This is a genomic window from Sphingobacteriales bacterium (assembly GCA_016699615.1).
GTDB lineage: Bacteria > Bacteroidota > Bacteroidia > Chitinophagales > JADIYW01 > JADJSS01.
Window position 1 is genome coordinate 1624383 of the sequence record CP064984.1, and the last position, 21847, is coordinate 1646229.

A 21847-nucleotide genomic window follows, 5' to 3' on the forward strand; every position below is an offset into this window, starting at 1 on the left:
TTAGCACATAGTTATTAATAATTAACGAATGATAATTTTATATTTTCAGTAAAATATCAATTGCAGCCTTTGCAATTACAGTGCCTGGCCCAAATACGCCAATTACACCAGCGTTGTATAGATAGTCGTAATCTTGTTTAGGTATTACGCCACCACAAACTACTTTTATATCACTTCTATTTATTTTTTTTAATGCTTCTATTAATTGTGGAATTAAAGTTTTGTGTCCTGCTGCTAATGACGATACACCAACTAAATGCACATCATTGTCTGCTGCTTGTTGTGCTACTTCTTCTGGTGTTTGGAATAATGGAGAAATATCTACATCAAACCCAATATCTGCAAATGCTGTGGCAATAACTTTTGCGCCACGGTCATGTCCATCTTGTCCAATTTTTGCAATTAAAATTCGTGGTCTTCTGCCTTCTTTTTTTGCAAAACTATCGCAAGCACTAATTGCCTGTTCAAAATCTTTATTTTGTTTAGATTGATTTGCGTACACGCCACTTATTGTTTTTATGGTTGCATTATATCTACCAAATACTTTTTCTAATGCTAAAGATATTTCGCCTAATGTTGCTCTTTGTCTTGCTGCATCTACAGCTAAAGTTAATAAATTTTCAGTTCCATTTTTGCTGCAGCTGTAATTTTATCTAATGCTACTTGCACTGCATCATTATTTCTGCTTTGTTTTATGCTATTTAGTTTTTCTATCTGTTGATTTCTAACTTGCGTATTGTCAATCTCTAAAATTTCAAAATCTGTAGTATCATCCGTTTGAAAAATATTTACACCAACTATATATTCTTGCTCTGTATCTATATTTGCTTGTTTTTTAGCTGCGGCTTCTTCTATTCTCATTTTCGGAATGCCCAATTCAATTGCTTTTGTCATGCCACCATAACTTTCAATTTCTTGAATCAACTGCCAAGCATTTTCTGCAATCTCTTTAGTTTTTTGCTCTATTAAAGTACTACCAGCAAATGGATCAACAGTATCGCAAATATGTGTTTCTTTTTGTAAATATAGTTGCGTGTTACGTGCAATTTTTGCTGAAAAATCTGTAGGTAATGCTATTGCTTCATCAAAAGAATTGGTATGTAAAGATTGTGTCCCGCCAAGTGTTGCTGCCATTGCTTCTATGCATGTACGCACAATATTATTGTATGGATCTTGTTCTGTTAAACTCCACCCTGATGTTTGACAATGTGTTCTTAGTGCTAATGATTTCTCTTTCTTTGGTTGGAATGATGCTACAATATTTGACCACAATAAACGTGCTGCTCTCATCTTTGCAATTTCATTGATAAAATCCATGCCTATTGCCCAAAAAAATGATAAGCGTGGTGCAAAATCATCAATAGACAATCCTGTTTCTACGCCAGTTCTTATATATTCTATTCCATTTGCTAATGTGTATGCTAATTCTATTTCAGATGTTGCACCTGCTTCTTGCATATGATAACCTGAGATAGAAATAGAATTGAACTTAGGCATATTTTGGCTTGTGTACTTAAATATATCTGCAATAATTCTGATAGAATCTTGTGGTGGATAAATGTAAGTATTGCGCACCATAAATTCTTTTAGAATATCATTTTGTATAGTGCCACTTAGTAAGTTTTGTGCTACGCCTTGTTCTTCTGCTGCTACAATATAAAATGCCAAAATTGGTAATACTGCGCCATTCATCGTCATTGATACTGAAATTTTATCTAATGGAATTTCATGAAACAAGAGTTTCATATCTTCTACAGTATCAATAGCTACGCCTGCTTTGCCTACATCGCCTACTACACGAGCATGGTCTGAATCGTAACCACGATGTGTGGCTAAATCAAAAGCTACAGAAAGTCCTTTTTGACCTTGTGCTAAATTTCTTTTGTAGAATTGATTTGATGCTTCAGCAGTTGAAAACCCAGCATATTGTCTGATTGTCCATGGTTGAGAAACGTACATGGAAGAATATGGGCCACGCAAAAATGGTGCAATGCCTGCAACATATTTTTGGTGTGAAAATATATTTTGTGCAACTTTATTCTGTTGCTGTATTATTTTATCGAATGGAATGTTTTTATTTAGACTCATAGTAACAATCGTTCTGCAATTTAAGCAAAAAGTTGTTTGAATTTTAGAAATATCATCTTAGAAGATAAATTATTGTATCACAAATTTTTTGGTGTGCTGTTGGTTATCTATGCTAAGTTGTAAAAAATATGTGCCAAAAGCAAAGTCTAATAAATCTATTTCAATATGTTTTTGTAATTGGTTTTCGATATTTTTTGTTTCTATCGTTTTTCCATTAATATCAATAATTGAATAAGAAATATTCTTTGAATTTTTTGGCAAGTTGAGTGCAACTTTTATTTTGTCTTTTGCTGGATTTGGGTATATCATCGTCATTACATCATCTAAAAAAGAATTGTAACCTGATATGCTTGTGATGGTGCTATCTGCACTTGTTTTTTGATATTTTAATGTGATGCATCCTAATGTTTGTAGAAATTCATCGTGTACGCACATTTTTAATGAATCTTTGTAAAATACTTCGACTGTGCCATAGGTATCGCTATAGTTTTTGTTTGCCACACCATTTCCGCCACCATTCCACAAAAAGTCTTTAGTTGTAAATGGTAGATTGACTAATTGTAGTAATGAATCTATTGCACCATGTAAATATCCTTCGTCGTTTGCTGACCAGCCACTTGAACTCAACTCTGGTAATCCAGCATTTCTTCCATCATCAATCATTGAGCTATGTGTATCACCAGAAATTACGATAGTATTTTTAATATTATTTTGTTTTATATGATTTAATAAATCATTCTGGTCTTTTGGATAACCTGGCCACATATATGCAATTGTGGTGGCGTATTCTACTAAACTTCTATCTATCAATTGTCCTATTAATACAATATCCATTAGGTTTCCAAATGTTTTGTTGAACACAACTGAGCTGCCTATAATTTTCCAAGCTGCGTCAGAATTTTTTAATGCATCTAAAAGCCAATCTTTTTGTGTTTGTCCTAATGTACTATGATTTGCTGGTACTTTGTAATCGTAGGTATTTAATAATTGATTGTACTTAAATGGTGCGTGTATTGCATCTTTTGAGTTTCTTGTATCTGTTATAAAAAATTCTAAATGTCCTAATTTGAATTGATGGTGAATTCCTGTTTGGTCTATTTGTGGGTAGCTTGGAAAAAATTTGAAATAATTTTTTATCGCAGAATCTCTTAAGCCAATTGGTAATGGTGCATCTGCTAAAACATATTTTGTGTCGCCATTTGGTAATGTTTGTGGTGTGATGGTTGGAAATGTCCAGCCAGCAGTTCCGTTTTGTGAGAAATCATCATCATAGATATAATCAATTGGGAAATTTGGCATTAGGTAAGTTGCCATATTATAGTCTTTATATCTTAGTGCAAAAGACTCTGCTGCTAAGTTTTCTTGTAGTAAATGATATGCGCCAAATGCAGTTGGTGGATAGTTCCAATCGCCAAGATGAATAACAATGTTTAAGTCATAATCTACCATGTGTTGAAACATAGCATCGTTTTTATAATTTATATTATAACCTTGTCCTCCACCAAATTCGTTACTGTAATTGCAAGAACCTACTACGATTTTGTAATGCCCAACTTCTCCATTTTTGGAAATGTTCTAAATCTATATATTTCATTATTGTCAATATTATTGATGATTACTTTGTAATAATATCTTGTGAGTGCTGTAAGGTTATAGAGTTCTGCCATCTGAAAATTATAGCTTTCTGTTGTCGTGCTAAATTGTTTTTCCATTGCATTGCTAAACAGTGAATCTGTGCTGTATTTTAGAATAACATTTGCTGATGCTGTGGTTCTAATAAATATTTTTGCGCTGTTTTCTGTAACGCCACCAACTATTGGCTTATTAAACAACTGTTGTGCATTAGAATAAAAAACAACAAATAATAAAAATAAACAGTTAAAATATTTCATAAATAATTGAATTCCTTAAAGATAAGGAATAAAACTATTATCTAAATAGAATATTGTATAATGTAATTATTCCTGTGAGAAAAATAAATATTAATACTGCATTTTTGAATTGTAGTTCGGACATTTTACTTAAAATTATTTTGCCAATATAACTACCTAATATGCTTATCAATAAAAGTATAGGTATTAAATATAGGTATTTTATATTTACATATCCATTATAATAATACACAACTGCTCTTGATGCATCTATTGCTAAATCTATTACTGCTGATGTAGCTATGAATACTTGCATTTTCATGTTGTATGATGATAGAACTGCGCCGCGAATAGCACCTCCAGTTCCTAATAAACCTGCGAACAAACCAGATAGTGCTCCACCAAACATGGTGTTCCATTTTGTAGTTTTTATTGTTTTATTTCTGAAAATAAATAATAGTATACTAATTCCAATTAAAAATATTGATAGTGCAATTTTGAGATAGATAGGTTGTATAAATTTGCTACAATATGAACCAAGAATTACAAATAACACAGATGGAATTCCAAGATAGATGATTACTTTTTTATCGAAGCCATGCCTGAATAATGCTATTTTACTAAGATTACTCATTACATGAAAAACTGCTGTAATGCCTAATACTGTTTGAAAGTCTAAAAAATACGAAGCAATTGGAACAAAAAATAATGATGAGCCAAAACCACCTATTGTTCCTAAAATTTCTGCTATTAGTGCTAAAAATATAAACAACCACAAATCATCTATCATACAACATATTGTCCAATAAAGTTAATATCTAAAACTTAGATAATTATCAATAAGTGAAAATTCTTTATTTGATTATTCTATTACCTGAATAATATTTACTGGACATGCTTTGGCTGCTAATTGGTTGCTTTCTAGTTCGTCTTCACGTACTTTTATGCTCCAAAATCCTTTTTTGTCTTTAGCTTCCAACAAAACACTTTTGCCATCTTTTTTGCTCATGCGCCAACGTTGTGGTGCCAACTCAACACAATAATTGCAACCAATACATTTTGCTCTTTGCTGAATTATTGTAATCATACTAAAGCTGCATCCACAATTTTATATAATTTATCACTAGTTCTTATTGGAGTTTCTAGTTTAAATGCACAGGCATCTCCTTTTTTTACTGTTTCTGTTTTTCCAATTTGGTTGTGTAGTTCAGTAATGGTAGTTTCTACTGCGCCTGTAGTTGGTCCAGTAATTAATACTTTATCACCAACGTTCAACTCGTATGCTTCCATTTTAAATTCTGCTACTTGTATTTTATCAAAATAATGAACACCTTTTCCTAAGTATATTTTTTTTGTTGTAGCTTTTGAACCAGCACCATCATTCCATTCACCTAATTTTTGTCCTAAATAATATCCGCTCCAAAATCCACGATTGTACACACTTTTAAGACGTTCCATCCAATCTGCAACTTTTGCTTTATTGTATGTGCCATTTTGATAACTATCAATAGCTTCTCTATAACATTCTACTGTTGTCTTTACATAATCTGCACCTTTTCCTCTGCCTTCAATTTTTAATACTTTTACGCCTGCATCTAATACTTGATCTAAAAAATCTATTGTACATAAATCTTGTGCAGACATAATATACTCATTGTCGATTGCTAATTCATGTCCATCTTCATTATCAATTACTGTATAGGTTCTTCTACAATTTTGCACACATGCGCCTCTATTTGCTGATGCATTTGCTGTATGTAGACTTAAATAACATTTGCCTGAAACAGCCATACACAAAGCACCATGTCCAAATATTTCTATTTCTATTAATCTTCCACTTGGTCCTTTTACTTGTTCTTTTTCAATTAAATCCGTAATCTTTTTTACTTGCAATAGACTTAATTCTCTAGAAAGAACAACTGTATCTGCAAATAATGCATAAAACTTTACGGTATCAATATTTGTGATATTTACCTGCGTAGAAATATGTACTTCAAAGTTTATACTTCTTGCATATGCTATTACTGCTTGGTCTGCAGCAATTACTGCTGTAATTCCTGCATTTTTTGCTGCATCTAACACTGTGCGAATTGCAGATAAGTCGTGGTCATAAACAATTGTATTTAGCGTCAGGTAGCTTCGTACCTTGTTTTCACTACATATTTGAGCAATTTTTGGAAGGTCTTCTAGTGTAAAGTTCATGGTAGCTCGTGCTCGCATATTAAATTGCTCAACACCAAAGTACACAGAATCGCATTTTGCATGGATGGCAGCCATCAATGCCTCATAGCTTCCAGCTGGAGCCATTAGTTCAATTTTCTTTCCCATATTTATAAACGCAGTCTTCAACACTGCCTTGCAAAATTAATCATTTTGATAAAACAATGCATGTTAATATTTAATTGATTATATATTAAGTGAATTCTGCTTACATGTATTTTCACTTTTTTTATGACTTATTGTTAATGTAATATTTGATTATTAACTAAGTCAATTATATATTTTTGCTATTTTTGCAAAAAAATATCTCACAATGGAATTGAAAGAAGTAATTTCCGTGACTGGCGTGTCAGGATTAAAAAAATTGGTAGCAAACAGAAATGATGGTCTTATTTTATCTGATTTAGATGGTGCAAATAAGAAATTCTTTTCTTCTAGAGTATATATGTTCTCTCCTTTAGATAACATATCAATATACACTGATGAAGACATGGTAAGTGTAGCAGAAGTGCTTTGGAAAATGAAAGTTGCTAATGATACAACACCAATCATAGATGCAAATGCAAGCAATCAAGAATTGAGCACATACTTTTCTAGTGTTTTACCAAACTATGATAAGGAGAAAGTAAAAATAAGCGACATCAAGAAGTTAATTAGATGGTTTGGTATATTGATTACGTTTGATATTATCAAAAATCCTGAGCAGGAAGCACAACAAGAAACAAAAGAAGAAGCATAATACTGAAAACATTACATGGCACAGATTGTAGAAAGAAATAAGAGAAAATACTATCCAGAAGATTTCATATTTACTGATTGGAATTCTATTGAAAGTTATTATAGTGAATTAGAACGAACAGAAATTAGTTCTTTAGATACACTTATGAAATTTATTGAGCAAAGAAGCGAAATTGATAAGATTGTAGAAGAAGAATATAGATGGAGATATGTACGCATGACTTGCGATACGGAAAACGAAAGCTATAAAGAACAATATGAAGCATTCATCAATGATGTAATGCCACAGTTAATGCCTGTTTCTAATCGCTTGAATTTATTAGTATATCAATCTCCATTTTTTAATGATTTAGATAGCGAAAGATTTTTTATCTATAAAAGAAGTTTGAAAAATGCTATTGAACTTTATAAAGAAGAAAATGTAGCATTGATACAACAAGAACAACTTCTTGCGCACGAATTTGGTAGCATATCTGGGCAAATGACGATTGTTCATAATGATGAAGAATTTACATTACCACAAGCTGGCTTATTCTTACAAGAAAAAGATAGAGCTATTAGAAAAGAAGTTTATGAAAAAATAAACAATAGACGATTAGAAGATGAAGAAAAACTAAATCAATTATTTTCTGATTTAGTAAAAGTTAGGCACCAAATAGCTGTTAATGCTGGGTTTCAAAATTACAGAGATTACAAACTTGCAGAACTAGGTAGATTTGACTATGGTGTACAAGAATGTGAGGCATTTCATCTATCAATACAAGATATTATAATACCTATTGTAAATAAAATCTATACTTCAAAAAAAGGAAATTTAGGTGTAGAAACATTAAAACCTTATGATTTAGAAGTTGAAGAAACAGACCATACACCATTAAAACCATATCAATCTGAAAGAGAGTTTATAGATAAATCTATCCAATGTTTGAACAGTGTGGATGCCTATTTTGCAAACTGCATTGGTACAATGGATAAAATGGAATATTTAGATTTAAGTAGTAGAAAAGGAAAAGCACCTGGTGGTTATAATATGACAATGCCAGAGATAGGTATTCCATTTATATTTATGAATGGTGCTGGCACACACCGTGATGTAGAAGTAATGGTGCACGAAGCAGGACATGCCGTACACTCATTTTTAATGAGAGATTTGCCATATAATTTTGATGGTGATATTACTTCTGAAACTGCAGAATTAGCATCTATGAGTATGGAGTTTTTTACTTATGATGGATTGCAAGCTTTTTATTCTGAAGAAGAAAAAGCCAGAGCAATACAATCGCATTTAAAAGGAACAATTTCTATGCTTCCTTGGATTGCCTTAATTGATAAATTCCAGCATTGGATATACACACATCCAGAACACACTGTTGAGGAAAGAACACAAACATGGAATGCAATGCACCAACAATTATCTAGTGATGTGATTGATTGGAGCGCTTATCAAAATTATAGAAACGCAATTTGGCAAAAGCAACTACATTTATTTGAAGTTCCTTTCTATTATATTGAATATGGTATTGCGCAACTAGGTGCAATTGCCATGTACAAAAATTATTGTGAAAACAAGCATAAAACTATTGCTGAATATAAATCTGCATTGAGTTTAGGTTATACAAAAACGATACCTGATGTATACAAAGCAGCTGGAATTTCTTTTAATTTCTCTAGTACATATGTATCAGAATTAGCTTCTTTTATCTTGTCTAAAATAGAAATGCCTAGCTAAATTGCTAGGCATTAAAAAATAAATTTTACAAGATATTATCCTATTAAGTTATTATTTAAAAGATATTCTCCAATTTGTACAGCATTTGTTGCAGCACCTTTTCTTAAATTGTCTGCTACAATCCAAAGGTTTAATGTTTTTGCTTGAGTTTCATCTCTTCTAATTCTACCAACAAATACTTCGTCTTTACCATGAGCATTCATAGGCATTGGATAGATTTGGTTTGCATCATCATTTTCTACAATAACACCTGTAGAGTTTTCTAATATCTGACGAACTTCTGCTAAATCAAATTCATTTTCAAACTCAATATTTACACTTTCGCTATGTCCGCCCATTACAGGAATTCTTACAGTAGTTGCTGTTACTTTGATATTATCATCTCGCATAATTTTGCAAGTTTCTTTTATCATCTTCATTTCTTCCTTAGTGTAGCCATTGTCTTGAAAAACATCAATCTGTGGAATTACGTTTAAGTCAATTTTATATTTATACGCCATTTCTTCAGAACTTCCATTTGCTCTTTCGTTCATCAATTGGTCTACTGCTTTTTTCCCAGTTCCTGTTACACTTTGGTAAGTTGAAACAACTACTCTTTTAATTTTATATTTTAAATGTAATGGATTCAAAACTACTACCATTTGAATAGTAGAACAGTTTGGATTTGCAATAATTTTATCTTCTTTAGTAAGTGCGTCTGCATTAATTTCTGGAACAACTAATTTTTTAGTTGGATCCATACGCCACGCTGATGAATTATCTATTACTGTAATGCCAGCTTCAGCAAATATAGGTGCCCATTCTTGTGATGTAGTACCACCAGCAGAGAAAAGCGCAACATCAGGTTTCATCTCTACACACTTTTGTAATGTTACAACAGTCCATTCCTTACCTTGAAATGAAATTTTCCTTCCAGCAGATTTTTCTGATGCAACTGGAATCAATTCTGTAACTGGGAAATTTCTCTCAGCTAATACGCTTAACATTTCGCCACCAACTAAACCTGTGGAGCCAACTACTGCAACTTTCATTTTATTAAATTTTGGATAGCTAAAATAGAAGATTTTTAGGAATTTATTCTTATCTTAATGTTATCAAACAACCTTTTTAAGAAAGTTTGCTACTATATTTATATAATTTTAAAAGAAAGTGTATCTATTCATTAGATTAATATCGTTTTTGAGCATTGTATTTATTACATTAAATGTAAGTGCGCAATTTGTAGAGCAATTCTCAGATGGTGGATTTAATTCAAATCCAAATTGGAATGGCACTGAAGACCAATTTTCTGTAAACACTGAAAATACATTAGTATTGGCTGGTGATGTAGATGCAGGAACTGCGTATTTATCTACAGCTTCTACATTGACTGAGAATGTTTCTTATGAGTTTTATCTAAAACTTAACTTCCAACCTAGTACTCAAGATTTTGTAAGAATATATCTAATGAGTAATAATGAGGATTTATCATCAAATAATCAAGCATATTTGTTACAAATTAATGAACAAAATAGTCTTCAATTTGTTAGACAAAATGGTAATAGCTTTAATGTATTACAAACATTATTAAGCAATCAACTAAGCACAGGATTTAATGGATATATTAAAGTAACTAAGACTGGTGCGTGCAAATGGGTTTTTGCCTACAAATCTGTTTCAAGTGAAAATTATACAATATTAGATAGCATAATTGAGAATACAAATAATTTTGACAATCATTTTTTTGGCATTTATGGTAGTTACACAATAAATAGTAAATCTCAATTCTTTTTTGATGATTTTAGTGTAGAAGCAATTGATGGTGTTAAATCTGATGCTGACACTTTCCGTATCAATAAAATTGTAGCTGATGTTAATCAAGTTAGACTTTCATTAACAAGTAAAATTAAAAACTCAACAGAACTAAGTGCTAGTAACTTTTTAATTAATAATATTGAGGCTTTTGCATCTGTAGAAAAAATTGATGATTCTACTTTAAGCTTAATACCAACTATTGCACTTGAAAAAATAAAATTTATACACTAACCATTAAACACTCAGATTTGTGTTCTTTTGATGCTAATTTGAATGACTCATTGGAATTTGCAATTACAGATGTGCCTCAAAAAGATGATCTAGTAATCAATGAAGTGATGTTTAATACTGACAAAGTAGAATTTGTGGAATTCTACAATACGACAAACAAAATGTTTCAGCTTAGAGATATTGTTTGGAAAAAATACAGTCCAATTTCTCAAATAGAAACAGAAGAAATTGAATTTTTAAATGAGAATTATTTTATTCAACCTAATAGTTATTTCGTTTTTACAAATGATGCAACTAAATTGGTACAAGACTTTAGTAATGTTGATGCTAATAATGTAATTGAAGTTTCATTTACACCTTTAGAAGATGATGAAGATATTATTGCATTGGATAATATAGAAAAAGAAGAACTTGACAGATTAAAATACAATACAAATTTCCATTCAGGATATTTGAACGCTACAAAAAATATTTCTTTAGAAAGAATAAATCCAACAACTAAAACACAAGATAAAAACAATTGGTATTCTGCAAATAAGAATGCAGACCATGCAACACCAACAAAAGAAAACTCAGTATTGAATGAATTAAAATTAGACAATATTGGCATACAACCTGAAGTTTTTTCTCCAGACCAAGATGGATATAATGATGTATTAAACATTACTTATGCTTTTGACTCACCTTCTACTTTTGCAAACTTATCAATCTACAATGTAGAAGGAAGAAAAGTAAAAACAATACTACGCAATGAGTTATTACCATCAAATGGATTTATAGTTTGGGATGGCATTGATGACAATGGTAGCAAAGCAAGTGTTGGTATTTATTTTATCATTTTTGAAACAGTAGAAACAAACGGCAGGAAATCTGTATTCAAAGAGAAATGCGTACTTGCTACACAACTTAATTAATAATAATTCGCTAAACGTACATCTTATTATTGTTTTATACCTTTGTATATACCTACTATGATAACTCACATTTTATTCCATTTTTTTAAGCATACACAAAAGATATTCATCTATGCTTTGTTACTTTCTTTTATTTGTAGCATGCAAAAACAAAGGTAGCGAAACTATTGTAGAAGCAACAACTGTAAGCGATAATGAATTTAATAATACCATTAAAGAGTTAATAGCAACAGATATCAGAAAATTAGATGCCATTGTTATTGATAGTATAAAGTATAGCAATTGGCAAGATGCAGCACAAGCAATCTACAAACAAGCAGATTATAAGCCAATTTGGGTTGATAAAGAGGTACTAAACACAAATGGACAACAATTGTATAATTTTCTTAATAGTGCAGAATATTATGCATTACTGAAAGATAAATACAATTTTAGTAGTATAAAAAACATCTATGATTCTTTACAACACAACAAGTCAACAATAAACTATGAGCTACTCAAACAACTAGAACAACAGCTTACACAAGCATATTTGAATATTGCATTGCACCTAGACCATGGAATGTATAATGCTGGTAAAAAAGAAATTAATTCAAATTTTTGGGAATCAAAAGAACAATATATTCTTCTATTAAACAATATAATAAAAGAAAAAAATCTACTTGCTCAATTAGAAAAATTAGAGCCACAACATCCTATATATAAACGTTACAAAGAAGCATTATATCAATTTGTCTCTAAAAACAATATTCTTCCAAATGCTATAAAAGTTAGAGATTATAAATTGGATTCAGTAGGTGCAATTTCGGATGCACGTATTGCCTTAAAATATCACCATTACTTACATGATACTTTAGTTAATAATGATTCTGCTTATATAGATGCATTAAAAAGATTTCAGAAAGATAATGGATACAAAGCAGATGCTGTATTGGGTAGCATGACAGCAAGAGCATTAGAAAGAGACAATGCACAAAAGTTTAAGTTACTTGTCATAAACGCAGATCGTTGGAGAGCAAACAAAGAAAATTATAAAGACGATAGTAAATATGTTTGGGTTAATTTGCCATCGTACAAACTACGTGTAGTACACCAAGATACCATTGTAAAAGAAAAAAATGTAGTAATTGGCAAAGCAAATGGAAAGAATTCAACACCAGAAATCATTAGTGCGATAGATAAAATTGTATTATGGCCAACATGGAGCGTACCACAATCTATCATTAAGCATGAGATGAAAAGCTTTAAAGGATATAAGGTTATAAAAAATGGCAGCTACACACAAGTTATTCAACCACCAGGATATAGAAATGCTTTAGGTACTGTAAAAATATTATTTCCGAACAAACATTCTGTGTACATACACGATACGCCTACCAAATATTTATTTAATTCTGATTATCGTTCGCATAGCCATGGTTGCGTAAGATGCCAAGATCCATTGGAAGTTGCTTCTGCATTAATGCAATTAGATACATTTAAGTTTGACTATGATTCTTTGATAAGATTGAGAGATAAAAAAATTGCAACAAAACAATTTACACTCAAAAACCCAATTTCTGTATATTTACAATACTATACAGCAGAAGCAGATTGGAGTGGCAATCTAAAGTTTTTTCCTGATGTCTATAAAAAAGATGAAGAGATAATTAATGTATTATTTAATAATGCAATATATAACAAACCAGCAATAAAGCAAGAACCAAAAAAAGACAGCACGCAAAGTGTAACTCTAAATGCTAAAAAAGAAATAAAAAAAGATACACTAGTAAAAAATAAAAACAATGATAGTGTAACCCAACCAGAAACTATCCAAAACGATAGCACAGAATTATAAATGAATAAAGACAGACAAATTAATAATTGACTTTTTGCAATTTTTTTCATCAAGGGAAAAAGTTGAATAATAATATCAAACAATAAATTACAATTAAAATAAAATGGATAATTATTTGCTAAGTAAATGTTGTAACTAAAATAACAACTTGATTGTTAATTAGTATATATAACATTAATAAAATCATGCATTCTAATTCTATTTTTTATATTAAATAATGTATCTTGTAACTAAATTATAAATTTGAATGTCTAATAATAAGTTAGAAGCTCCAATGCATAAAACTTGGCTGAGACTGAAGAAAAACAAGCCAGCCATTTTTAGTTTATATACAATTATTATTGCTATTATATTGGCAATCATTGCACCACTTATATCATCAGATAGCACACCAAATGCTGACGATCAAGTATTGGAATTGAACAATCAATCGCCAGGTTTTTCTATACAAATGTTGTTAATTCCAAAAAACAACGAAATAGAAAAATCTAATATTTTTAAAACAATAGTGAGTGGCAAAGAAAATCCTTACAAAATGGTGCCTATCCAAAGTTATAAATTTGAAGGCAAAACAATTGTAGCACAGATTTATGTTGGAGCAGATAGAACACCAGAAACAAAAATATTTAATCTTGGAGAAATAATTCCTGATAAAAGCAAGCTATCAACATTATCTCAAGACCAATTAGAAAAATTAATTAAAGACAAGTACATTATCAAAAAGAAATACATACTTGGTACAGATGCTTACGGTAGAGATATTTTGAGTAGATTACTTTTAGGTATCAGAGTATCACTCACTGTTGGTTTAGTTGCAGTATTAATTTCATTAACCATTGGAATCTTCTTAGGTTCAATTGCAGGTTATTATAGAGGTTGGTTAGATAATGTAATTATGTGGTTGATAAATGTTATTTGGTCTATACCTACCATATTATTAGCCATGGCAATACGTTTTGCTATTGGCGATAAAATCAATCCATTTTTGGCAATATTTATTGCCGTTGGCTTATCGATGTGGGTAGAAGTAGCACGTATGGTGCGCGGACAAGTACTCAGCGTAAGAGAAATGGAATACATACAAGCCTCAAAAAGCTTAGGATACAACGACTTCAGAACAATATTGAGACATATACTTCCAAATATTATTGGACCAATTTTGGTAGTTGCTGCCGCAGATTTTGCATCAGCTATCTTAATAGAAGCTGGTTTAAGTTTTATAGGATTAGGTGTTAAACCACCTACGCCAAGTTGGGGCTCTATGCTTAACGAACATAGAGTATATCTCACGTCAAACAAAGCATTCTTAGCATTAGCACCAGGTGTTTGCATTATGATATTAGTACTTGCATTCAACTTATTAGGCAGTGGACTACGAGACGCATTTGATGTAAAAGGACAAAATGTTTAAGGTAAAAGATAGATACATTTTTCTGTTTTTTTGGATAATAATATTTGTGATTTATTATCCAGCAAAAGATGCAAAATTTATTAATGATTCATTTTATTACTTTGCAAAAATACAACAAGAAGGGTTTGCAGGAATATGGGATTCATATAATATAATTTTCAATTTTCAATTACCATGTTTTTTATACTATGTATTCTACAAGATTTTTGGATTACATTATTTAGGTTGGCATATTCTATTTTCCTTATTGCATGTAGCCAATGCATATCTATGGTATCATTTTATATTAAAATCATTTAATGGAATAAAGAAATATCAAATAATTATTGCGTCATATTTATTTCTAATAGCACCATTCCAAACAGAAGTTGTAGCTTGGGGCGCAACATTACATTATCTTCTAATCGTTTTTTTCTTAATCTCATGTTTATTATTGTTAAAAAAATATTCTGATGCTGAGAAGACAAAATACCTTATCTTATTTCATCTGTCATTTTTTTGTTCGCTGTTTTGTTTTGAGCAAGCATTCTTATTTCCAATACTATTTTCGATATACTATTTTGTTACATTAGAGAATAAGGATCATAAAGGATTTGCATTAAAAATATTATTGCCAAATATTTTAATGATAGCATTTTATATTTCGCTTACAAAAATGATATATGGTGTATATATTGCTCATTATGGCAAAGATGTACATACAAATTTAGACATATATAAAATCTACAATACATTTGTTTTGTATTTATATAAATATATACTATTATTTAGATATTTGCCAGAACAAATTAAAATACTTTTAGAACAAGAATGGTGTAAAATATTTTTTCTAATAATTATAGTCATCATACTGTTCTTATCGCTAAGAAACAAAACATACAGAAAGCTATTATCATTCTTAATACTTTCTTATGGTTTAATGATAGTGCCAGTATTAAACTTAGATACAAGTTTTAAATTTGAAATACAAAGCGATAGGTATGGGTACCTACCATCAATATTTGCATATAGCCTATTAATATTCATGGTATTTTCTGTAATAAAAGAAAAATTTGCAATTGTATTATTTGTAATTATGATTACAATAAATATGTTTTTTCTCATTCCTACAATTGATAAATGGAATAAGGCAGGAAAATATGCAATAGAATTACTAAAAAATTACCCATTATCAAAAAATCAGAAAGCATATATTCTAAATTTGCCTGATAATTATCAAGGTGCGTATATGTTTAGAAATAGTTTAGATTATGGTTTGCATCTATATAAAGATGAAGGTTATAATTTTGAAAAAATAAGAAAATTAGCACAGATAAATATTTTTAGTAATAAAAATGAAACAGAAACAATAAAAATGGCTGACAGAACCTACCAAGTAACAAATATTGGAGTTGGAAAATGGTATTATAGGAATGGCGCTGGAGCTACAAACGTAGATAATGATAACTATTCTATGGTTTTTGATGAATGGTTAAATAGATATAAACTTACAATAAAAGAAAAAACAAAAGACACTATTTTTGTATTGCAATGCGCTGGCACACAATGGAAAATTATTGATACAATACCAAATAATATAAGTGAAGAATAAAAATGTTTTTTTACTATTATGGATAATTGCATTCTTTGCATTTATCAAAGGGTACAATGCTGGATGGTGTTATGATGCTATAACATTTTCATATACAATAAATGAAAAACCATTAAGTTATTTATTTAATTTAAACGCAGATTACATTATTCGTTTTGTATATTTTACAATAGAATATGTTGCCTATTATTTATTTGGAGAACAAGGTTGGGATTGGTATATCCTAAAAATTACAATACACAGCATTAATGCATTTTTACTTTTTATAATAGCTAAAATGTTATTACAAAAACTAAAGATTAAAAACACATATTTAAGTTTATGTATTTCTATACTATTCCTTATTTCGCCATATACAACAGAAGTTGTTTTATATCAAGCAACGTTGCAATATGCCTTAGTTACATTGTTTATACAACTATGTATATTTTGTTTGTTTAAATATATTGAAACAGATAAAATCAAGTATATATATCTATACATTACAATCAATACTATTTCAATCTTTACATCAGAAATTACTTTTGTATTTCCATTGATAATATTTGTAATCATATTTATTTATGCTGATCTCAACGAAATAAAAATAAGACACCTTACGTTTCCACTTATTTCATTAATAATTCTAATAATCTATTTAAGTATCACATTCCTTTTATTAGGAAAAATAGTTGGACATTACGGACCAGAAATTCACTTAGAACCAAATATAAGTAGAAGCTTACCTAATTTTCTAAAATTCTTCTTAGATATTATTGCATTTACACAATATTGGAATTTTGATAAAATGTATAATACGTACGTATTTATTGAATCATATTATGTTGTATTTTATTTGATTCTGTTTGTTGCGTTTCTATTGTTATATTATTTTGTAAAAGATAAAAAAAGATTATTAAAAAAAACACTTGTTCTATTGCTGTGTGTTATAAGTCTGTTGCCAGTTATAAATTTATTTTTCTTATACGTTACACCAATTGAAGGTGATAGATATTATTATTTTTCATTAATTTTTGTGTACCTATTTGTTCTTCTTATTACATATAATATAGATAAAGTATTTGCACAAACATTATTCTGCTTTCTATTTGTTTTAAATTTTATTCTATTACAAAAAAATGTTATTGAATGGCAAAAAGCACAAAAAATTATAGACAATTCATTACAAACTTTTAACCTAGAAAAAAATAAGAAATATATGTTTCTAGCAGTTGCTGATAGAATTGGTGGCGCACTCATTTTTGCCAGTGATGAATCTAAAGAAAAACCATTCGGCCTATCTGATTTTGCAATGGCAATTTGCATCAGAAAAGACATGCAAGTAGAAGGAAAAATAGGTCAAGTTTTAAACTACAATGTAACTTCTGAAACTATTTGCCCAATCATAGAAATTGTAAACGATACAACATTAAAATATACTTTACCATGTTGTGGTCAATGGTGGTGGAAACGTAGACATGGTGCCACAGATTTTGAAAATGATTATTATCGTGTAAAAATGATTGGTGGTTGGCAACAAGAAGTTTTAGTAACTCTTAAGCAAAAACCAAAAGATATGATATACATATATCAATGTGGCGAAGAATTTGTAGAACTCAAATTCTAATTTCCAATAGCAAATCTTACTACCAAAGATTTTGAGATAGTAACACTAGTAGATTTTGTTGCACCATTAAGCATGTTGCCAAGCATGCCAAACAATGCGCCAAAGCCACCCATACTTTCTGGATTATTAAACATAGAAGTGTATACATTTTCCATGCTTTGGTTACTTACATTCAAAGGATTGCCAAGCGTTGTGCCCATTTGTTTTGCAATTACTTGTGCTTCTTTCTTTGCTTTATTCATCAATTTTTCAAGAAGAATAATTTCATGGCTATGTTTGTCTTTCACATTTACTTGTGTGGTGGTAACACCAACACCTTCAATTGCCAATAATTCGTTGCTCAATTTTTCGTATTGTGAAACATTATCCAATTTTACCTCATAAGCATTTTCATAGATTGAAAAATCTTTTGAAAATGGATTTTTATTTTTTTCTTCCTCATGAAATTTAAAACTACTCACATTATATTTATTAAGAATCGCTTCAATTTTTGCTTTTGTAGCTTTTTGTTTATTCTGTGCGTCACGTTTCTGTTTTTCAATTTCTTTTTCATCTAAATCATAATCATCATAGTCATAATCATCATTTTCTTCTTCAATTTGTACCATCAATGTCATTAAATCGGCTTGCACCATCAAAGTATCACTTACTTTTACTTCAATATATTTTTCATTGCTACCAAAACTTTGCGCATTAATAAGTATTGTTGTTGCTATTAAGCTTAATAATAAAAATATGTTTTTCATATATGTATTTTTTATTTGTGTAATAATTATCCACCACATCCAATCAAACGATTAGGATTTTTTTCTACTAATTTTTCTAATTCTGGCATCAAAGGTTCTATGCCAATATCGTTATTGTCTTCAGGTACTACAACATTCTCTTGTTGTATTTTTTTGTCTTTCTGCACTTCTTTTTTGATGTTTTCTTCTTCCATCTACACAAATATAAAAAACATTCTAAATATGATTACATTTGCAAATGATTAATGTTGAGAAAATAGACATTAGAAAACTAAATCTTGATGAGCTTATGCTCAAAATAAAATCATTGGGCGAGCCAGCATTCAGAGCAAAACAAATCAATGAATGGATATGGAAAAAATCGGCTACTAGTTTTGATGTAATGACAAATTTGTCCATCCAACTAAGAGAAAAATTAAATTTGCATTTTAAATTTAACCCAATTCAAATTCACACAGAACAAATTTCTAATGACGGAACAATCAAAACAGCATTCAAATTACACGATGGACATTTTATAGAAGGTGTATTAATTCCAAGTGATAACAGAGCCACAGCATGTGTATCATCTCAAGTTGGGTGTAGTCTTACATGCAAATTTTGTGCAACAGGATATTTAAAACGAGAAAGAAATTTAGATGCAGCAGAAATTTACGACCAAGTAGTTTTGATTAATCAACAAGCAATAAAACATCTTGGGCGACCACTCACAAATATTGTATTTATGGGCATGGGAGAGCCACTGCTCAACTATAATAATGTAATGGAAAGTATTCATAAAATCACATCTGAAGATGGATTGAATATGGCATCCAAGCGTATTACTGTTTCAACAGCAGGCATTGCCAAAATGATTAAAAAATTAGCTGATGACCATGCAAAGTTCAACCTTGCACTTTCATTACATGCAGCAGATGATGAAAAGAGAGATACAATAATGCCTATCAACGAACAAAATAATATAGAAGCATTAGTTGAAGCACTCAATTATTTTGACGAACATACAAAGAGCGAAATTACCTTCGAATATATTTTGCTAGATAATGTAAATGATACAATAGAAGATGCAAAAAAATTGGCAACATTAGCACGAAGAGTAAACGGCGTAAAAGTAAACATCATTGAGTACAATACTATTGAAAATGTAGACTATGTAAAGACTGCAATAGAAAAAAGAGAGCAGTTTATCCAATACCTAACAAAACAAAAAGTTATTGCAAATGTAAGAAGAAGCAGAGGCAAAGATATAGACGCAGCTTGCGGTCAATTAGCTAATAAAATGTAATTTTTGCAACTACCTCTGAAAAATATAATATCAAAAGTTTAGTCTTTATCAAGATTAAAGTAACAGAAGAGATTGTTTAACGAAAAAAAAATGTCGTTCGTCGATTGTTTCATGTCGTTCGTCGATTTCTGGTTGTAATATAATTACTAAATATACACTTTTACATTAAAATTAATAAATATGAAAATACATATCTTAAATATGATATTAATGATATTCCTCATTGTATCATGTAAAAAAGAAGAGAACAACGCAACATCTAAAAAGTTAGTAGAAAGTTATAATGTAACAATGGGCAACCAAACAACACCAACATCAGGGTGGAATTGTTTTTTTTCATTTGATTCTGCTAAAGTATATAGATTATCTGAAGCATTTAATAATCAATCTAAAATAGATTTGATTTTTTTACATAATGATCCAGATGATGTTGCTATGTTTGTTTCTCCATTCTCAATGGCAGATGCTATTGCAAACAAACCATATATGTATGCAACTTCAAACTATGGTGTTGAAGATTGGACTACAAAGAACACATTACAAATAAATGTGACAGATATTACGGTGTCAGACTTTAATAACATCACAACAGTAGAGCAATTAAATACAGCTTACGAAAATGACAAGAATATTACTAATGCTTGGGAAGTAGATATATCAGCTAATAAAGTATATAGGTTTATGACAAACAGCAATAGAATTGGTCTTATAAAGGTAAATTCTATAAGTGGAAACCATAATACAAAAGGAGAAATCAATTTTGATGTTAAAATTATAAAATAAATTAATATGAAAAAAATTACAGTAATATTGATAGCTATAGCAGTCATCATAGGATTGAATAGGTGTGCCACCAACTCAACTTACTCCAAATTAATGCCAATACCAGGAATATGGCAAGGGAAAGATAGTATTGGTAGATATGTTACTTTCTTATTTAGTACAGATAGTCTGGTTAGTATAGAAATAAAACCAGATAAAACTGCAAACAATAGCATACAAGTACTTAGAGGATATTATAAAGTAAATGCATATATAGATAAGTTTTGGGAAGGAGAACATGCTAGCCATGATTCAAGTGTAATAACTGGATATATATTAAATAATAGGCAAAAGGTGTCTTTTTCATTTGTACACTACGCACTACAAGCCAGTAATATGCATAATAGTACCTATAATCCAAATAATGGAACTGATAACTTAGCTAAAATGACAGGTTTCTATGGCGTATCTGCTGGTGCATCAAGAATTCCTGTTCAACTAATAAATTTTAAATCTTATCACTTATATTAATAATCTAAATTATGAAAAAACTAAATATATATAAAGTTATGTTGTATTTATTTTTAATTACAATATTTTTATCATCATGTGATACATTTGAGGTAACAGTAATTCCAAGATACCCAGTAGAAGGTTTGTGGTATTCAAAAAAACAAGGCAGTAATGGGATTAGTAGTCTTAACTATAGTTTTTTCCTAAAAGAGAATAACCAACTTACCGTAAATATAGACAATGGCACAACCGAAGTCTATGCTTATTATGGCACATGGCGATTAATAAATGATACTGTAAGAATGGGTTGGTACTATGATGCTCGTAGTACTACAGATAGTTCATTCTTCTACTATAAAGTGAAATATCAACCAAATAGTACAAATCCACCAGATAATCCAAGTCCAACAAATGGTTCTGTCCATGCATACAATCCATACTATCAAAATGCACTTAAAGTTTGGTCAAAATCGAGAGAATTCGTTAGACAATATTAAAATATAATTTTTTA

The 21847-nt window shown here is 30.0% G+C and carries 20 protein-coding genes and 1 pseudogene; 12 read left to right on the forward strand and 9 right to left on the reverse strand.

The window, feature by feature from the left end; all coding sequences use genetic code 11:
- Positions 1 to 37: 37 nt before the first annotated feature.
- The 6 genes and pseudogenes from scpA to IPK18_07775 all read right to left on the reverse strand — a co-directional run bounded on the left by scpA (position 38) and on the right by IPK18_07775 (position 6293).
- Positions 38 to 2088 (reverse strand): annotated as a pseudogene (scpA, locus tag IPK18_07750) (methylmalonyl-CoA mutase).
- Positions 2089 to 2157: 69 nt separating this feature from the next.
- Entirely contained in the window at positions 2158 to 3549 is a 1392-nt protein-coding gene (locus tag IPK18_07755; protein ID QQR96812.1) for an alkaline phosphatase D family protein, read from the reverse strand.
- Positions 3550 to 3620: 71 nt separating this feature from the next.
- Positions 3621 to 3980, reverse strand: a complete 360-nt coding sequence (locus IPK18_07760; protein QQR96813.1) for a hypothetical protein — start codon at positions 3978 to 3980, stop codon at positions 3621 to 3623.
- A 37-nt stretch (positions 3981 to 4017) separates the two neighbouring features.
- Entirely contained in the window at positions 4018 to 4749 is a 732-nt protein-coding gene (locus IPK18_07765; protein ID QQR96814.1) for a sulfite exporter TauE/SafE family protein, read from the reverse strand.
- Positions 4750 to 4821: 72 nt separating this feature from the next.
- Positions 4822 to 5046, reverse strand: coding sequence for a ferredoxin (locus IPK18_07770; GenBank protein ID QQR96815.1), 225 nt, complete (start codon positions 5044 to 5046; stop codon positions 4822 to 4824).
- Positions 5043 to 6293, reverse strand: coding sequence for a U32 family peptidase (locus tag IPK18_07775; protein QQR99313.1), 1251 nt, complete (start codon positions 6291 to 6293; stop codon positions 5043 to 5045). The genes IPK18_07770 and IPK18_07775 overlap by 4 nt, the downstream gene beginning before the upstream one ends.
- A 199-nt stretch (positions 6294 to 6492) precedes the next feature.
- On the opposite strand from IPK18_07775, the gene IPK18_07780 reads away from it, so the two are divergent.
- Both IPK18_07780 and IPK18_07785 read left to right on the forward strand, forming a co-directional pair.
- Positions 6493 to 6918, forward strand: coding sequence for a DUF5606 domain-containing protein (locus IPK18_07780; protein ID QQR96816.1), 426 nt, complete (start codon positions 6493 to 6495; stop codon positions 6916 to 6918).
- Positions 6919 to 6933: 15 nt separating this feature from the next.
- On the forward strand, positions 6934 to 8646 hold the full coding sequence (locus tag IPK18_07785) for a M3 family oligoendopeptidase (protein ID QQR96817.1): 1713 nt from the start codon (positions 6934 to 6936) through the stop codon (positions 8644 to 8646).
- A gap of 35 nt (positions 8647 to 8681) precedes the next feature.
- Here IPK18_07785 and IPK18_07790 read toward each other — a convergent pair whose 3' ends face one another.
- Positions 8682 to 9677, reverse strand: a complete 996-nt coding sequence (locus tag IPK18_07790; protein ID QQR96818.1) for an aspartate-semialdehyde dehydrogenase — start codon at positions 9675 to 9677, stop codon at positions 8682 to 8684.
- Between the two features lie 148 nt (positions 9678 to 9825).
- Here IPK18_07790 and IPK18_07795 point away from each other — a divergent pair, with 148 nt between their 5' ends.
- The 6 genes from IPK18_07795 to IPK18_07820 all read left to right on the forward strand — a co-directional run bounded on the left by IPK18_07795 (position 9826) and on the right by IPK18_07820 (position 18030).
- Positions 9826 to 10671, forward strand: coding sequence for a hypothetical protein (locus IPK18_07795; GenBank protein QQR96819.1), 846 nt, complete (start codon positions 9826 to 9828; stop codon positions 10669 to 10671).
- Positions 10672 to 10709: 38 nt separating this feature from the next.
- Positions 10710 to 11585, forward strand: coding sequence for a lamin tail domain-containing protein (locus IPK18_07800; protein ID QQR96820.1), 876 nt, complete (start codon positions 10710 to 10712; stop codon positions 11583 to 11585).
- Positions 11586 to 11697: 112 nt separating this feature from the next.
- A complete protein-coding gene (locus tag IPK18_07805) occupies positions 11698 to 13422 on the forward strand; it encodes a L,D-transpeptidase family protein (protein QQR96821.1) in 1725 nt (574 codons plus the stop codon).
- A 247-nt stretch (positions 13423 to 13669) separates the two neighbouring features.
- On the forward strand, positions 13670 to 14833 hold the full coding sequence (locus IPK18_07810) for an ABC transporter permease (protein QQR96822.1): 1164 nt from the start codon (positions 13670 to 13672) through the stop codon (positions 14831 to 14833).
- On the forward strand, positions 14826 to 16424 hold the full coding sequence (locus tag IPK18_07815) for a hypothetical protein (GenBank protein ID QQR96823.1): 1599 nt from the start codon (positions 14826 to 14828) through the stop codon (positions 16422 to 16424). Before IPK18_07810 ends, IPK18_07815 begins: the two co-directional genes overlap by 8 nt.
- A complete protein-coding gene (locus IPK18_07820; protein QQR96824.1) occupies positions 16414 to 18030 on the forward strand; it encodes a hypothetical protein in 1617 nt (538 codons plus the stop codon). The genes IPK18_07815 and IPK18_07820 overlap by 11 nt, the downstream gene beginning before the upstream one ends.
- Here the strand turns inward: IPK18_07820 and IPK18_07825 are convergent.
- Together IPK18_07825 and IPK18_07830 are read right to left on the reverse strand one after the other, a co-directional pair.
- Positions 18027 to 18776 carry an SIMPL domain-containing protein gene (locus IPK18_07825; protein ID QQR96825.1) on the reverse strand — a complete coding sequence of 250 codons (750 nt, stop codon included), beginning with the start codon at positions 18774 to 18776 and terminating at the stop codon, positions 18027 to 18029. The genes IPK18_07820 and IPK18_07825 overlap by 4 nt on opposite strands.
- Before the next feature lie 26 nt (positions 18777 to 18802).
- Complete coding sequence (locus IPK18_07830) at positions 18803 to 18970, reverse strand: hypothetical protein (GenBank protein QQR96826.1); 168 nt, start codon at positions 18968 to 18970, stop codon at positions 18803 to 18805.
- A gap of 44 nt (positions 18971 to 19014) precedes the next feature.
- Between IPK18_07830 and rlmN the strand changes: the two genes are divergently transcribed.
- From rlmN to IPK18_07850, 4 genes are all read left to right on the forward strand, one after another.
- Positions 19015 to 20061 carry a 23S rRNA (adenine(2503)-C(2))-methyltransferase RlmN gene (gene rlmN, locus IPK18_07835; protein QQR96827.1) on the forward strand — a complete coding sequence of 349 codons (1047 nt, stop codon included), beginning with the start codon at positions 19015 to 19017 and terminating at the stop codon, positions 20059 to 20061.
- 180 nt (positions 20062 to 20241) lie between these two features.
- A complete protein-coding gene (locus IPK18_07840; GenBank protein ID QQR96828.1) occupies positions 20242 to 20844 on the forward strand; it encodes a hypothetical protein in 603 nt (200 codons plus the stop codon).
- 6 nt (positions 20845 to 20850) lie between these two features.
- Entirely contained in the window at positions 20851 to 21354 is a 504-nt protein-coding gene (locus IPK18_07845; GenBank protein ID QQR96829.1) for a hypothetical protein, read from the forward strand.
- An 11-nt stretch (positions 21355 to 21365) separates the two neighbouring features.
- Positions 21366 to 21833, forward strand: a complete 468-nt coding sequence (locus tag IPK18_07850) for a hypothetical protein (protein QQR96830.1) — start codon at positions 21366 to 21368, stop codon at positions 21831 to 21833.
- Positions 21834 to 21847: the final 14 nt, after the last annotated feature.